We start from the raw sequence: 15,175 nt of genomic DNA on the forward strand, positions 1-15,175 counted from the left end.
GCTCGCGTAGATGCCGCCGTCCTTCATCTGATACGTGTGGCCCAGATTCGGCGCATGCGGCTGAAACGTCGCAGCGGATGTGCTCTGGTACAGAAAGCCGGTATCGAGTACGCCATAAAGCGTCACCGACGTTTGCGCCTGGGCAGCCGTGGCGCATAACGCCAGCGCCGCCGCGCAGCCTAACTTCATTTTCATTTAGTCTCCTCCAGTTACTCGGTGCCGGGCGATTCCGGCTGATTATTTGAACGTTGATTTAACGAACTGCGTCTCTCAGATCCTGCTTCACGTTTTATGCCGTCAGATAAAAATCCGCGAACTGCTCTCTTAACTGGTTCTTGAGTACTTTGCCCGTCGCGCCCATGGGCACGGTATCCACGAAAACCACGGCATCGGGTTTCCACCAGCGCGCCACGCGGCCGTCGAAGAAGGCAAGCAGACCCTCCGCATCCAGCCCGCTGCCCGGCTTCCTGACGATCAGCAGCAGCGGCCGTTCGTCCCATTTCGGATGGCGCGCGGCAATGCACACAGCCGTCGCGACGTCGGGGTGCAGACACGCGACGTTCTCGATGTCGGTCGAGCTGATCCATTCGCCGCCTGACTTGATGACGTCCTTGCTGCGGTCGGTGATCTGCATGAAGCCGTCGGCGTCGATCTTCGCGATGTCGCCCGTCGGAAACCAGCCATCGCGCAGCGTGCGCGTCGTCGTTGCCGAAGTACTGCTGCGCCACCCAATGCCCGCGCACCATCAGATCGCCGGCGGACTTGCCGTCCCACGGCAGCGCTTCGCCATCCGGGCCGACGATCTTCATGTCGATGCCGAACACCGAGCGTCCCTGTTTCGCCTGAACGGCATAGCGCTCGCTGATGGGCAGCGTCAGCTGATGAGCCTTCAGACTGCACACGGTGCCGACGGGGCTCAGCTCCGTCATGCCCCACGCGTGCAACACCTCGACGCGATGATGTTCCCTGAACTCCGCCGTCATCGCCGTCGTGCAGGGTGCGCCGCCTACGATCGTGCGCCGCATGCAGGAAAACGCGCCCTTGATCGTGTCGACGTGCGTGAGCAGCCCTTGCCAGACGGTCGGCACGCCCGCCGACAGCGTGACGCGCTCCCCTTCGATCAGTTCGTAAAGCGACTTGCCGTCGAGCGCAGGCCCCGGAAACACCAGCTTCGCGCCGACCATGCAGGCGATATACGGCAGCCCCCACGCGTTCACATGGAACATCGGCACGACGGGCAGAATCACGTCGCGCGCCGAGCAGTTCAGCGAATCGGGCAACGCCGCCGCGTACGTGTGCAGGACCGTCGACCGATGGCTGTACAGCACGCCCTTCGGATGGCCCGTCGTGCCCGACGTGTAGCACAGCGACGACGCGCTGTTCTCATCTAGCAGCGGCCACTCGAACGCGTCGTCGTACAGGTCGATCAGGTCTTCGTAGCACAGCAGCGTCGTCGACAGGCTGTGCGCCTGCGGCATGTGGGCCCGATCCGTCATGGCGACGAAAATCTTCGGGCTCTTGACGCGCGGCGCGACGCTCTCGATCAGCGCAAGGAACGTCAAGTCGAAGAAAATGACGCGATCCTCGGCGTGTTCGATGATGTAGGCGAGCTGATCGACATGCAGACGCGGATTGAGCGTGTGCAGCACAGAGCCCGAACCCGACGCCGCGAAGTAAAGCTCCATGTGCCGGTAGCCATTCCACGCGAGCGTCGCGACGCGGTCTTCGCGCGCTATATCGAGGGCCGCGAGCGCGTTGGCCATGCGGCGCGCGCGGCGCGCGAGATCGCGATACGTGTAGCGGTGAATGTCGCCTTCGACTCGCCGCGACACGATTTCCTGCCCGCCATGATGGCGTTCCGCATGCATCAGCAACGATGCCACCAGCAGCGGCTGCTGCATCATCAAACCTTGCATTTCTGCTTCTCCTGATTGCTCGCGCAGTGTTGCACCGCGCTGTCCTCTGTTGCTTCCGCGCGCATCGCGCCCTGTTCGTCGAGCGTCACGACGAGTTTCGAACCAACCGTCGCGACGGCGTACCGCACCAGATTCAGGCCGGCTGCGCCCGCCATGCAGCCCGTTCGAACGTCGAAGCGCAGTCCGTGCGCGGGGCAGCTCAGCACGCAGCCGTCGAGCCGGCCACTGGCGAGCGATGCGCCGTTGTGGGGACACGCGGCGTCGATCGCGTGGATCGTGCCTTCGACGTTGAAGAGCACGACGCTGCGGCCCTCGACGAACACCAGCTTGCGCTGGCCACCCGCGATTTCGCCGGCAATACCTACCTCTACCTGACGTGTCATCGCAGGTTCCTTTCGTTGCCAATAAACGGTGCGTCAGATCAGCTGCTGAATCAGCGTCTTCGCCATCGGCCATTCGCCGAAGCCCGCAGCGGGGTTCAGATGACCGACTTCGCCCAGGTCGACGAGCCGGCTGCCCCAGTCATACGCCATGTCGGTCACGCGCTCGAAGCGCGCAAGCGGATCGTTGCGGCTCGCGCCGACGATGCTCGGAAACGGCAGGCGTCTGCGCGGCACGGGATGCCAGCCGTTTTCGGCGAGCGTTTCGATGTCCGGGTAACCCGCGGGCAGCGGCTGTTCCAGATCGGCGGGCGCGGCGAGCAGCGCGCCGTGAATCTTGCGGCGGTGTTGCTGCGCCCAATGCACGGTGATCATCACGCTGCGCTGTGCGCCACCAGGATCACCGGGCCGTCGATGCGGGCCACGGCGGCATCGAGCGCCGCCACGCGCGCGGCGCGGCTCAGCTTGTCGTGCTCCAGCGGCGCGACGGACACGGCCTTCGGCAGCGTGCGCTCCAGCCGCGTTTGCCAGTGCTCCGCGACGTGATCGCGCAAACCCGGCACGATCAGAACAGTCGGTGTGCTATCGAGTGTCATGACGACGACCTTGCCCTCGCGATCAATACGGCTTGTCGCCGATAATTCCCGCGCGCTCCATCTTGCGATGGCACGGCGCGTAGTCCATCACCGCATAGTGCTGCGTGCTGCGGTTGTCCCAGATCGCGATGCTGTTCTTCCGCCAGCGCCAGCGCACCTGGTACTCGGGGATGTACGCCTGGCTCACGAGATAGCGCAGCAGATCGCCGGCGCCGGGATTCGCGTCCTGCCCGAAACGCACGCGCTCCGGCGTGTGATAGTTGGTGAAGTGCGTGGTGAACGCATTCACGAACAGCACCTTCTCGTCCGTTTCAGGATGCGTGCGCACGACGGGATGTTCGGCGTCCGGAAATTGCGCTTTCAGCGCGAGGCGCTTGTCGGCGGGCATCGCCGCGCCGAAGCTCGCCTCGATGCTGTGGCGGGCGCGCAGATCGGCGATCTGGCTCTTCACGTGCTGCGGCAGGTTCTCGTAGGCGAGCACCATGTTCGCCCACATCGTGTCGCCGCCGACGGGCGGACACTCCAGGCACCGCAGCACGGCGCCGAATTGCGGCGCTTCGCGCCAGGTGGCGTCCGCATGCCAGGCGTTTTCGTACCGGTCGTTGGGCTGATCCGGATTCTTGTAGATGCGCACGAGACCGGGATGCTCGGGATCACTGCCCGCGACGGGATGGTCTTCCAGTTCGCCGAAGCGGCGCGCAAACGCAACGTGCTGCGCGCGCGTGATGTCCTGGTCGCGCAGGAACAGCACGCGATGCTGAAGCAGCGCCGCGCGGATTTCGGCAAAAAGACCGTCGTCGTGGATCGCGTCGGCGAGATTGACGCCCGTCAATTCGGCGCCGATCGCGCAGGTCAGTTGTTCGACTCGCATGATTCGCTCCTTACACCACAAAGACGGACGAGCCCGTCGTCTTGCGCGATTCGAGATCGCGGTGCGCTTGCGCCGCATCCTCGAGCGCATAGCGCTGGTTGAGTTCGATCCTGATACGGCCCGCGGCGATGTGCCCGAAGATCTCGCCAGCAAGGTCGTTCTTCTCGGCAGGGTCGGCGATGTAGTCGGCAAGCGCCGGACGCGTCATGTACAACGAGCCCTTGATCGCCAGCAGCTGCGGATTGAACGGCGGGATCGGGCCCGACGCGGTGCCGACGCAGACCATCAGGCCGCGGCGCTTCAACGAATCGAGCGAGGCCTCGAAAGTATCCTTGCCGACGCTGTCGAACACGACGTTCACGCCGACGCCATCCGTCAGGTCGCGCACGCGCTTGGCCACGTTTTCGCGGCCGTAGTAGACGATATGGTCGCAGCCGTGTGCACGCGCCACTTCGCCCTTGGCTTCCGTCGAGACCGTGCCGATCACGGTCAGGCCCAGCAGCTTCGCCCATTGCGAGACGATCAGCCCCACGCCGCCCGCTGCCGCGTGCAGCAGGATCGTGTCGCCTTGCTTGAAGTCGTGGATGCGGCGCATCAGATACGCCGCCGTCAGACCGCGCATCGTCATGCCCGCTGCCGTCTCGCAAGAAATTGCGTCCGGCAGCTTGATCAGCGGCGCCGCCGGAATCACGCGCTCAGTGCTGTATGCGCCAAGCGTGTTGATGAAGCCCGTGTAGGTCACGCGATCGCCGACGGCCAGGTTCGTCACATCCGGGCCGATCGCCTCGATCACGCCCGCCGCTTCGACGCCCATTCCGGCGGGCAGCGGCACCGGGTACAGGCCGCTGCGGAAATAGGTGTCGGCGAAGTTCAGGCCCACCGCCTCGTGGCGCAGACGGACCTGTCCGGGCCCGGGCTCGCCGACTTCGACGTCCTCGTAGCGAAGGACTTCGGGGCCGCCCGTTTCATGAAAACGCACTGCTTTTGCCATGATTGAATCTCCTATCCTTTACTCGTACTGCACATTCGTTGTCAGTTGCGCGCCTCGCCGCGCAGCGCGTTCAGACGATCCAGGTCGCCCGCATAGCTGCGCTTGCCGATATAGAACGCGACGGCCGCGACAAGGGGCGCAACGGGAACGAACTGCAGCGCGCCAAGCAAGCCGATGCGATCGGCGATCACACCCGTGAGCACAGCGGCAGGCGCGAGACCCAGCAGGTTGTTTGCCAGCGTCAACGTCGCGAACGCCGAGGCGTGAATCGACGGCGGCGTGAGGTTCGCCACCATTGCGCCCGACGGACCCGTCGCGCCGGCGCTGAAGAACATGCCCGCGCCGATCAGCATGAGTTGCAGCGGGCCGGCGGGCAGACAAAAGCCGATCGCGAGCAACGCGAAACACGTCAGGCAGAAGGCGATCGCGGCTGTCCACTTTCTCTCCCGCCCATGCTTGCTGAGCCGGTCTGCCAGGTTGCCGCACACCACCATGCCGAAGCCCGTCACCAGCACGAACAACGCCGCCGTTGTGGCCGCCTTGCCGGCGGGCATCGCGTAGTAGCGGTTCAGGAAGCTCGGCATCCATGCCCAGAGCGCGGCGGGCACGAGCAGATGAATGCCGCTGCCCACGTACGCGCACACCACGGACTTCGTCGAGAACAATCCCTTCATCAGCGCGCGAAAGCTCATGCGCACGCCAAGTCCTTCTTCGTGCCGGCTCACGCTTGCGGGCTGCAGCGGCGCCAGACGCTTTTCAGTGACGACGAACCGGTAGACGATCACCAGCGCGATCCCCATCACCGCCATCGCGCCGAATGCCCAGCGCCAGCCCATGTGAGCCGCCACCGCGCCGCCCACAGCCATGCCCAGCACCGAGCCGAACGCGCCGCCCGCCATGAAGGCGCCCGTGAGCGTGGCACGCAACCGCGCCGGAAAAATGCTCAGGACGACGGCGATTCCAACGCTGCCGTATGCCGCCTCGCCGATGCCGACAAAGGCGCGCGCCAGCAGCATCTCGCCGTAGTTGGTCGAGATCGCGCAGCCGAGCGTCGCGAGACTCCACATCGTCGCCATCAGCACGATGCTCTTCACGCGGCCCCAGCGATCCGCCAGCACCGACAGCGGAAACGTGAGCACGCCCACCATCAGCGCGACCACGCTGCTGAGCGAGCCCAGCTGCGTGTCGGACAGATGCCATGCGCTCTTGAGCAGCGGAAATACGGCATTCAACACCTGCCGCGACATGTAGTCGGAAAGCAGCAATCCGACGGTCAGCGCAAAGACGATCCACGCATAGGCGCGCACGTCCGTTCGTGTGGCGGAAATATCGCCCGTTGTGGGCTCGGCATGCTGCATCAGCATGATTTGTCTCCTGCATGTCTCGTTCGATGCGGCTGTGTCTGCCCGCAGACGGCACAGCCGCTTATGGGTACTGCCCTGTCATCACGCCGCGCGCAGCGGCAGATTCCTCACACCTGTCTCGCGGTTCGGCGCCATGCCGTTGGCGGCGAGCGTCTCGTCGATCGAGTCGTATTGAACGCCGATGCGGTAGATCTCGCGGGCTTCCTTGCCCGTCGCGATCTCGCGTCCGAGTTCGCGTGCAACGCGCACGCACTGCTCGATCTGCTGCACCGACGTAAAGCGGTTGCCATGCTGGTCGATGATCGTGTCTTCGATGCCGCAGCGCGGATGCAGGCCCATCGACATCGCCATCATGTTGAACGGCAGCACGTTCTTCAGCAGCGATTCGGCCGTGAGCACGCAGCCGTCCGGCGCGCGATGCACGAAGTTGAAGAAGTTGAACGGATTCGGGCCGTCGAAGCCGCCGCCGATGCCGATCCACGTGAGGTTCAGCGGTCCCTTGTAGACGCCCTTGCGCACGAGGCGCTCGAGCGTTTCGAGCGCATGGATGCCCGTGAGCTGGAAGTGCGGCTGGATGCCCGCGGCCTGCAGGCGGCGCAGATGCTCCTCGACCCACGCCGGGCCCGCGGGCACGGTCATCTCGCTGTAGGCCGCCATGAACGCCGGATTCGACAGCGACGTGCCTTCCAGATACTCCGGATAAAGCAGCTCCATGATGTTCATCTGCGTGGTGTTGATCGCGACGGTCACCTGGTCCGGCTTCGGGTCGAGATCGGCGAGCATGTGACGCGTATCGTCGGACAGCCACTTTGCTGCCTGACCTTCGTCTTCCGGCGCGAACGAGATCGAGCCGCCCACCTGGATGATCATGTCGGGCACCGCAGCGCGCACGCCTGCGATCAGCTCGTTGAACTTCGACAGGCGCTTCGAACCCTTGCCGTCCAGTTCGCGCACGTGCAGGTGCAGCACGGTGGCGCCGGCGTTGTAGCAATCGACGGCCTTCTGGATCTGCGCATCCATCGTCACAGGGATATCTTCGGGAAAGTCCGACGGCATCCATTCGGGGCCATACGGGGCTGTCGTAATGACAACCTTGTCCTGATTCTCGGGGTGCAACGAATCGTCGAGGAACTGCATCTCTGTCTCCAATGTGTGGGGAAGGCTGGCCGATGCTGCGAACCTCGCGCGCACCGAACCCATAACCGCAACAGTACGGGAATTGCGCGCTACACTTTTGTCATTGGGCGCCAATCATTTCGCCTTTGATGCCACTCGGTGAAAACACCAAGTACGCCGGAAGCGAAGCACGGGCGCCGCGAAAAACGTCATACGGAGAGCGGGAATGACGACCATGTTGCGCTCTGTCGCGATGAGCGGCTACTTCGACGTGACACGCGCGCTCGGACTGAATGCGTCCGAGCTCGCCCAGCAGTTCGGGATCGATGCGGCAGCGCTCGCGAACCCGGACGATCGCGTGCCCGCCGCCGCCTGTTGCCGCTTGCTGGAGTTCACGGCCGACAAGGCATCCTGCCCCACGCTAGCGCTGCGGATGGCGGAAACGCGGCACAAGTTCGGCACAGGCGTGGTGAATGTTCTGCTCGCGCACAAACGCACGCTGCGCGAAGTCTTGATGGCAGCCGCCGAATATCGGCATCTGCTTAACGAAGCACTCGCCGTCTACGTCGAGGACACGGGTGAGACGGTCACCATCCGCGAGGAACTCGTCGTCGAGCCGGGCACGCCGACGCGGCAGGCCATCGAGCTTGCCGTCGCCGTCCTCGCGCGCCACTCCAGCGCGCTGCTCGGCGACCACTGGAAGCCGCGCGCGGTCCACTTCGTTCACGGCGCGCCCGCCGACATGACGTTCCATCGACGGTTCTTCGGCTGCCCGCTGCAGTTCGGCAGCGACTTCAACGGGTTCGTGTGCGCGGCCGCCGATCTCGACTATCCGAATCCCGCCGCCGACCCCGAACTGGTGCGCTATGCCGAAAGCCTCGCGGATTCGCTGAATGCCGCGACGACGGATTCGACCTCGCTGGAAGTGCGCAAGGCGATTTATCTGCTGCTGCCACTCGAACAGGCCACCGTCGATCTCGTTGCGCGCCATTTGCATCTGAGCGTGCGGACCATGCAGCGCCAGCTCGAACTGGCGGATACCAGCTTTTCGAAGCTCGTCGAGGAAGTGCGGCGCGAGCTTGCCGTGCGCTACATGAGCAACCCGCGCTATCCGATCGGACGCGTCTCGGTATTGCTCGGCTACTCGCAGCAGAGTTCGTTCACCAAGTGGTTCACTGCGCAATTCCATATGACGCCGCGCAACTGGCGCAACAGCCAGGCGACATGAGCGGCCCGGCGATCGTCGCGACTTGCGACGATCGCCGGTGGCATGGTTTGACACTGCAAAGGCAGGATCGGACACGCGAATCAGCAGCGCTCGACTCTACGATGTCGTGACTGACCGATCGACCGAGGCCACGCGCCTGCATTTTTCGCACTGGACAAAGCATGAACGAACTGAATGGATACGACTTCGAAGATTTGCAACCCGGCATGAGCGCACGCTTTGCCAAGACCATCACGGAAGCGGACATCCTGCTGTTCGCCGGCGCTTCGGGCGACATCAACGCGGTTCACATCAACGAGGAGTTTGCGCAAACCACGCCGTTCAAGGGACGCATTGCGCACGGCATGCTGACCGCGAGCATCATCTCCGCCACGATCGCGGGCCGCCTGCCTGGCCCGGGCACGGTCTATCTCGGCCAGAACCTGCGCTTCAAGGCGCCCGTGCGTCCGGGCGATACCGTGCAGGCGGAAGTGACGATCAAGGAACTGATCCACGAAAAGCGTCGTGTCGTGCTGTCAACCGTGTGCACGGTGGGCGGCCAGGTCGTGATCGAAGGCGACGCGATCGTGATGCCGACGGCACGAAGCAGCCGGACCTCGCAACGCGCTGCATCCGCAGTCGATAACGGCTGAAGGCGAGGTCGAGATGAAGATGCTCTTTAGCATGCCAAACGAGTTCGCCACGGGATGGCTCACCGCGGGCTTCAATTTCTGGCGGTCGTTGCCCGTCGCAGGCGGGTCCGCGATGACCGTGGTCGACGCCGACGGCAAGGAGGTATGCCCCGCGACGCCCGCTCCGCTGGACGCCGCCATGCGCGCGGGCGTCACCTGCTGGCAGCAGCAAACCACGCTTTGGAGCGGCGCGATCGGCGGCATCGCGGGAACACTTCCGGCGCCCGAACCTGTCGTCGAGCCCGCGCGCGGCGACCGGCGCTTTCACGCGAAAGATTGGTCGAGCAATGCGTGGTATAGCCTGCTGAAGCAGAGCTATCTGATCAATTCGCGCATGCTTGCAGACATCGTCGAGGCAAGCACGCTCGACGAAAAAGAGAAGCACAAGCTGCGTTTCTTCACGCGGCAGTTCATCGACCTCGCAAGCCCCGCGAATTTCGCCGCGACCAACCCGGAAGTGATCCAGCAGGCGCTCGAATCGAGCGGCAGCAGTTTGTTCGCGGGCCTGACGCATCTGCTCGAAGACGTGAAACAAGGCGCCGTTTCGATCACCGACCGAGGCGCATTCGAAGTGGGCCGCAGCGTCGCGGCATCGCAAGGTTCCGTGGTGTTCGAAAACGACCTGTTCCAGTTGATCCAGTATGCGCCGCTCACGGCGAGCGTCGCGCGGCGCCCGCTGCTGATCGTTCCGCCCTGCATCAACAAGTTCTACATACTCGATCTTCAGCCCGACAACTCCTTCGTGCGCTTTGCCGTCGAACAGGGGCTCACGGTGTTCATCGTGTCATGGCGCAATCCCGACGCCGACATGGCGGACACGCGCTGGGACGCGTATCTCGATGAGGGCGTCATGAAGGCGATCGAAGTCGCGCGCGCCATCACGCGTGCCGACAAGGTCAATACGTTGGGCTGGTGTGTCGGCGGGACGATGCTGTCGTCGGCGCTGGCCGTGATGCGTGCAAACGGCGACGAGTCGGTCGCCAGCGTGACCTTGCTGACGGCACTGCTCGACTTCAGCGACCCGGGTGACCTCGGCGTGTTCATCGACGAACTCGGCGTGTCGATGCGCGAACGGACGATCGGGCGCGGCGGCCTGTATCCGGGGAAAGAACTCGGCTTCGTATTCCAGGCACTGCGCGCCAATGAACTGATCTGGCCGTACGTCGTGAACAATTACCTGAAAGGCAACAAGCCGGCCGCTTTCGATCTGCTGTACTGGAACGCGGACACGACGAACCTGCCCGGCCCGATGTATAGCTGGTATTTGCGCAACATGTATCTGGAGAACAATCTGCGCGTGCCGGGCAAGCTCACCATGTGCGGAACGCCCGTCGATCTGGGACGCGTCGACATGCCGAGCTATCTGCTCGCGACGCAGGAAGACCACATCGTTCCATGGCAATCGGCCTGGCGCTCGATGCAACTGCTGGGCGGTGAGCGCGAATTCGTACTGGGCGAAAGCGGCCATATTGCCGGCGTGGTGAACCCGGCTTCGAAAAACAAGCGCGGCTATCGGACGAATCGTGGAGCGGGCGGTAGCGCCGAGGCGTGGTTTAAATCGTCCGAGAAGCAGTCTGGCAGCTGGTGGAACCACTGGATCACATGGGTGAAGCAGCATGCGGGCGATTCCGTCAAGGCCCGCACGACGCCCGGAAACGCGAAATACCCGCCTATCGAGCCGGCGCCTGGGCGCTATGTGAAGGCGCTTGCGGATTGAGGGGCAAAAGGCGCGCGTTTGAAGTGGTGATCGCTGGCGTGGGCGAGTCCGAATCGCGCCGGGGGCGCCGTTCACGGTGAGCGGCGCGACCTTCGCGCGCGGCTGAGATCAGCAGGCAAACCTTGCCAAGATGCTCGCCAGACTTGGGAGCGAACGCGTCGGCGATCTCATCGAGCACGAACCCGCTGTCGATCAGGCATCACGCCCATTGCGTCGATTGCGCGGACCATGTCGATCTGATGCGTGCGGCTGCCGACGATCCGCCCCAGCTTCTCTTCACGATCCTGTTCCGCCCAAGCCCGCGTCCCTCAGCTGGCGGCGTATCGCCGCGCCAGCGCTTCGTATAACGGCGGAGCGAACAGCTTCGACACCTGGCTCGCAATCAGCGCCGTCCCCATCAGCGAGAGCACGAGCGCGTGCCCGTTGATCATCTCGATGACGATGACGAACGCGGTGATGGGGCTTTGCGTCACCGCGGCGAGGTAGCCCACCATGCCGAGCGCGATCAGCATCGGCAATTGCATGTGTCCGAACACGAGATGCAATGCATTGCCGATGCCCGCACCGATTGCAAGCGATGGCGCGAAGAGACCACCCGGCGCGCCCGGCAAATACGAGCCGATCATCGACGCCATCTTGAGCAGCGGATAAGCGACGCCGAGCTGACTGTTGCCGTCGAGCATGCCGCGCGCTTCCGCATAGCCGCTGCCGAAGGTGTGCCCCCCCCGCTGCAACGCCAAGCGCGGCAATCGCGAGTCCGCACACGGCGCCGAACCCGACAGGATGCGCTTTGCGCCATGCGACGAGCCACGCGGGCATCCAGCGCTCCGTGTTCAGCAGCAGCCAGCAGAACACGCCGCCCGCGACGCCCGTCACCGTGCCGAGCATCACTACAGCCACCACGAGCAGATCGGGAAAATGCCCGTCGATATCAATCGTGCCGAAATACGTGTAGTTGCCCTGCAAGCCGAGCGAGACAACGCCCGCAAAAATGATGGCCGTAATCAGCACGCCGCTGGTTCTCGCTTCGAAACTGCGCGTGAGTTCTTCGATGGCGAAGACGACACCCGCGAGCGGCGCATTGAATGCCGCCGATAGACCCGCCGCAGCGCCCGCCAGCGCGAGCTTGTGTTCGAGTCCCGCGCCGCGAATGTTGCGCAGGCGCGCGGGATAGAAGCGCCTCAGGCTGAACATCAGCGAAGCGCCGACGTGAATCGTCGGTCCTTCCCGGCCGATTGTGAAGCCGCCGAGTATCGATAGAAACGAGACGGCGATCTTGCCAACCAGAATGCGGATGTTGAGCAGACGCGGGCCGAGCGCGCGGCCTTCATGCAAGGTCGCGATGACCTGCGGAATGCCGCTGCCTTCAGCGCCCGCAAAAAAGCGTCGCGTGATCCACACACCCGCCGCGCCGACGGCGGGTGTGAGCAGCAACGGCAGCCACCAGAACGATTTTGTGTAGCGCAAAAACGTGTCGTAGCCGAAATCGATCAGACGCGCGTAGAGGACGGCGACGAGCCCCGTCGCGATCGCGCCGAGCCAGAACACGCCGTAGTGCAGCCAGATGCGCCTCGCGCGTAAAAGCGTGCGCCGTTCGATCAATTCAGAAATGCGCATGGCGCGTTCGTCGGGTCAAAGCAGAGATAAGGCACATTGTGACATAAATCCGCTTACCCCGGCGCGGCGCCAGCGTATGGCGCGAAAGCTCTCTGCGAGGCCCACTGCAGGGCTCATTGCGCGCCGTCGCCGAACACCCAGCCGAACGATCCGTAGTGCGCCTTGTGCTCGGCGGCCAGTTTCAGCAGCAAGCGCTCGCCCGTCGGCGTCAGATGCACCTGCACCTGGCGGCGGTCGTCGGCGTCGGGCTTGCGCGTCACGAGACCCGCGGACTCGCAGCGCGACACGAGCGCCGCCGTGCCGTTCGGCGCGGCCTGCAGGCGTTCCGCCAATTCGCCGACGGTCGCCCAGGGGCGTCCCGTGAATCCGCGCACGTGCAACAGCAATTGATACTGAAGCGTCGTGATGCCCGCCGCGTTGGCGATTTCCTCCGATACGCGCAGGAACTTGCGCAACTCGTATCGGAACACCGACATGGCTTCCAGATCCTGTTTGCCTGGCAATTTGCTTTTGGCTTGCTTGCTCGAACTCATGAATGCCCCGGGAAATTGACAATCGATCCGTCTCGCGAGATGGCTGCAAGACCGACGGTGATGTTCGCGGATCATACATGTCGCGAGCGAAGGCGCTTGCGCACGCTTGCCGTTCTATCGCTCGCCAGGAACGATGAACAGAAACGACAGAGACTTGTGGATTTCGGAGCCGTGCAGATCGGCGCGGTGACATTCGCGGTGACATTCGCGGTGACATTCGCGGTGACATTCGCGGTGACATTCGCGGTGACATTCGCGGTGACATTCGCGGTGACATTCGCGCCGCTCATCGCGTTGCGCGACGACGCGGTCTCAATTGAAAGAGCCGGGCGTGCAGGCACGCCCGGTTTGCGCTGCGATTCCGATTACTGCGACATCGCGCCGGATGCCGGATGGTCCATGCCCATGGCGTCGTGCTTCTTCATTTTGCTGGTCTTTTTCATCGAATCGTGCGACGTGCCGCTTTTGCCCATCGTGTCGTGCGACATGCCGTTCTTGCTCATCGCGTCGTGCGACATCGCGTCGTTCGACATGGCGCCGCTTGCCTGTGCGAATGCAGCCGATGCACCCATGCTCATCAGCGCTGCCGCGATCACTGCCGTCATCAGTTGTTTCATTGCTCATCTCCTTCAGGTTGAAAGTGGCATCCGGGCAAGCCGGAACCGGAAAAGCGGGACGGCGCTCAGGAGCCGCCGAACCAGTTGTAGCCCTGGTCGACCCAATAGCCGCCGGGATACGAATTCGTCACGAAAATCTCGACGATGTGCTTCGGATTCTTGTAGCCGAGCTTGGTCGGCATGCGCAGCTTCATCGGATAGCCGTATTTCGCGGGCAGACGGCTGCCGTCGTAGTCGAACGCGAGCAACGTCTGCGGATGCAGCGCCGTCGGCATGTCGATGCTCTCGTAGTAGTCGTCCGCGCAACGGAAGCCGACGTATTTCGCAGTCGTATCGGCACCGACGCGGCGCAGGAATTCGCGAAACGGCGTGCCGCCCCACCGGCCGACGGCACTCCAGCCTTCGACGCAGATATGCCGCGTGATCTGCTCTGCGTGCGGCAGCGCGTAAAGCTCGGGCAACGTCCAGACGCGCTGTCCCGTCACGAGTCCGCTCACTTTCAGGCGATAGTCGCTGCCGTTCACGTCGGGGACATCGTCGATGCTGTAAAACGCGTTGAACGGAAACGGCCGCGTGATTTGCGCCTCCGTGTAAGTGGGTGCGAGCTGGTTCGGATCGAACAGCAGCGCCTGCGCCTTGTCGTTCAGCCGCGAAACGGCCGTCAGAAACCGGTTGACCGAGTCGTTGTCGGTAATCGAGCAGCCGGTCAGCAGCGACAACCCGCCCAAGGTCATCAGGCGCTTGCCGAACAGGCGCCGCGACGGCATATCGAGTTCGCGGCGCGCGTCGGCGAGAATCGCTGCGCGGTCGAGTTCGACGGGTTTCTTTCCATGGATCGTCATGACGTGTCCTCGAAGGGAAATCAGCGGCCGCGCAGCATCGTCAGCAGCGAACGCGGCACGAGCGCGACCATCGCGACATGCACGACGACGAACACCGCCATCACGGCCATCGCGCAGAAGTGAACGACGCGCGCGTTGTCGTAGCCGCCCATCAGTTCGCGCAACAGCGGGAACTGAACGGACTTCCAGATGGCCAGTCCCGACAGCACGAGCACGACGAGATCGATCACGACAGCGAGGTAGGCGAGCTTTTGCACCGCGTTGTACTGGCGCAAGTCCGCGTGAGAGAGCTTGCCGCTCAATGCGGCGATGAAATCGCGCAGCACGGCGCGCGGCGACAGCGGCAAGAACTTCGACGCGAATCGGCCGCTCAGCAGATTGAGCACGAGATAAACGATGCCGTTGCACACGAGCAGCCACATCGCCGCGAAGTGCCATTGCAACGCGCCGCCCAGCCAGCCGCCGAGCGTGATCGAAGTCGGAATGACGATGGCGGGGAACACGGGTGACGCATCGTAGATGCGCCAGCCTGAAAACATCATGATCAGCGCAGCGAGCGCATTGAGCCAATGCGTGATGCGCAGCCAGCGCGGATGGATCAGCGGTTCGCGCTGTGCGTCGGATACGGCGTTCATCGTTTCCATGTCGATCACCGTGACGGTTGGATACAGGTCAATTCGTCGCGGACGTGCGATCGGTTACAGCCGCCGCGCTTT

14 protein-coding genes and 4 pseudogenes are annotated in these 15,175 nt (G+C 63.7%); 3 read left to right on the forward strand and 15 right to left on the reverse strand.

Annotated features, from left to right (window positions below; genetic code table 11):
• The 8 genes and pseudogenes from H3V53_RS01540 to H3V53_RS01575 form a co-directional block, all read right to left on the reverse strand.
• A partial coding sequence (locus H3V53_RS01540; RefSeq protein WP_336596403.1) for a porin occupies positions 1-195 on the reverse strand: 195 nt, incomplete at its 3' end.
• A gap of 94 nt (positions 196-289) precedes the next feature.
• Positions 290-1,916 (reverse strand): annotated as a pseudogene (locus H3V53_RS01545) (3-(methylthio)propionyl-CoA ligase).
• Positions 1,904-2,299: a Rieske (2Fe-2S) protein gene (locus H3V53_RS01550; protein ID WP_336596404.1), complete on the reverse strand. Its 396-nt coding sequence runs from the start codon at positions 2,297-2,299 to the stop codon at positions 1,904-1,906. Before H3V53_RS01550 ends, H3V53_RS01545 begins: the two are co-directional and overlap by 13 nt.
• A gap of 33 nt (positions 2,300-2,332) precedes the next feature.
• A pseudogene (locus tag H3V53_RS01555) lies at positions 2,333-2,892 on the reverse strand (RBBP9/YdeN family alpha/beta hydrolase).
• A gap of 22 nt (positions 2,893-2,914) precedes the next feature.
• A complete protein-coding gene (locus tag H3V53_RS01560) occupies positions 2,915-3,763 on the reverse strand; it encodes a TauD/TfdA dioxygenase family protein (protein WP_336596405.1) in 849 nt (282 codons plus the stop codon).
• 10 nt (positions 3,764-3,773) lie between these two features.
• Positions 3,774-4,754 carry a quinone oxidoreductase family protein gene (locus H3V53_RS01565; RefSeq protein ID WP_336596406.1) on the reverse strand — a complete coding sequence of 327 codons (981 nt, stop codon included), beginning with the start codon at positions 4,752-4,754 and terminating at the stop codon, positions 3,774-3,776.
• Positions 4,755-4,795: 41 nt separating this feature from the next.
• A complete protein-coding gene (locus H3V53_RS01570; protein ID WP_336596407.1) occupies positions 4,796-6,118 on the reverse strand; it encodes an MFS transporter in 1,323 nt (440 codons plus the stop codon).
• An 81-nt stretch (positions 6,119-6,199) separates the two neighbouring features.
• Positions 6,200-7,255, reverse strand: a complete 1,056-nt coding sequence (locus tag H3V53_RS01575; protein ID WP_336596408.1) for a beta-keto acid cleavage family enzyme — start codon at positions 7,253-7,255, stop codon at positions 6,200-6,202.
• Between the two features lie 205 nt (positions 7,256-7,460).
• Here H3V53_RS01575 and H3V53_RS01580 point away from each other — a divergent pair, with 205 nt between their 5' ends.
• The 3 genes from H3V53_RS01580 to H3V53_RS01590 all read left to right on the forward strand — a co-directional run bounded on the left by H3V53_RS01580 (position 7,461) and on the right by H3V53_RS01590 (position 10,850).
• Positions 7,461-8,462, forward strand: a complete 1,002-nt coding sequence (locus tag H3V53_RS01580) for an AraC family transcriptional regulator (RefSeq protein WP_336596409.1) — start codon at positions 7,461-7,463, stop codon at positions 8,460-8,462.
• 161 nt (positions 8,463-8,623) lie between these two features.
• The gene (locus tag H3V53_RS01585) at positions 8,624-9,094 is read left to right on the forward strand and encodes a MaoC family dehydratase (RefSeq protein ID WP_336596410.1); all 471 of its coding nucleotides are present in this window, start codon (positions 8,624-8,626) and stop codon (positions 9,092-9,094) included.
• A 13-nt stretch (positions 9,095-9,107) separates the two neighbouring features.
• Positions 9,108-10,850 (forward strand): PHA/PHB synthase family protein, encoded by a 1,743-nt coding sequence (locus tag H3V53_RS01590; protein ID WP_336596411.1) that lies wholly within the window; start codon positions 9,108-9,110, stop codon positions 10,848-10,850.
• A gap of 106 nt (positions 10,851-10,956) precedes the next feature.
• On the opposite strand, the pseudogene H3V53_RS01595 reads toward H3V53_RS01590, so the two are convergent.
• From H3V53_RS01595 to H3V53_RS01625, 7 genes and pseudogenes are all read right to left on the reverse strand, one after another.
• A pseudogene (locus tag H3V53_RS01595) lies at positions 10,957-11,131 on the reverse strand (NAD(P)-dependent alcohol dehydrogenase); the annotation flags it as partial.
• Between the two features lie 27 nt (positions 11,132-11,158).
• A pseudogene (locus H3V53_RS01600) lies at positions 11,159-12,467 on the reverse strand (chloride channel protein).
• A gap of 113 nt (positions 12,468-12,580) precedes the next feature.
• Positions 12,581-13,000: a MarR family winged helix-turn-helix transcriptional regulator gene (locus tag H3V53_RS01605; protein ID WP_336596412.1), complete on the reverse strand. Its 420-nt coding sequence runs from the start codon at positions 12,998-13,000 to the stop codon at positions 12,581-12,583.
• 71 nt (positions 13,001-13,071) lie between these two features.
• Positions 13,072-13,290, reverse strand: coding sequence for a hypothetical protein (locus H3V53_RS01610; protein WP_336596413.1), 219 nt, complete (start codon positions 13,288-13,290; stop codon positions 13,072-13,074).
• Between the two features lie 75 nt (positions 13,291-13,365).
• Positions 13,366-13,617: a pentapeptide MXKDX repeat protein gene (locus H3V53_RS01615; protein WP_336596414.1), complete on the reverse strand. Its 252-nt coding sequence runs from the start codon at positions 13,615-13,617 to the stop codon at positions 13,366-13,368.
• A gap of 65 nt (positions 13,618-13,682) precedes the next feature.
• A complete protein-coding gene (locus H3V53_RS01620) occupies positions 13,683-14,459 on the reverse strand; it encodes a molybdopterin-dependent oxidoreductase (protein WP_336596415.1) in 777 nt (258 codons plus the stop codon).
• A gap of 20 nt (positions 14,460-14,479) precedes the next feature.
• A complete protein-coding gene (locus tag H3V53_RS01625; RefSeq protein WP_336596416.1) occupies positions 14,480-15,103 on the reverse strand; it encodes a cytochrome b/b6 domain-containing protein in 624 nt (207 codons plus the stop codon).
• Positions 15,104-15,175 lie beyond the last annotated feature (72 nt).

The sequence above is a fragment of the Paraburkholderia bengalensis genome (assembly GCF_037126505.1).
GTDB lineage: Bacteria > Pseudomonadota > Gammaproteobacteria > Burkholderiales > Burkholderiaceae > Paraburkholderia > Paraburkholderia bengalensis.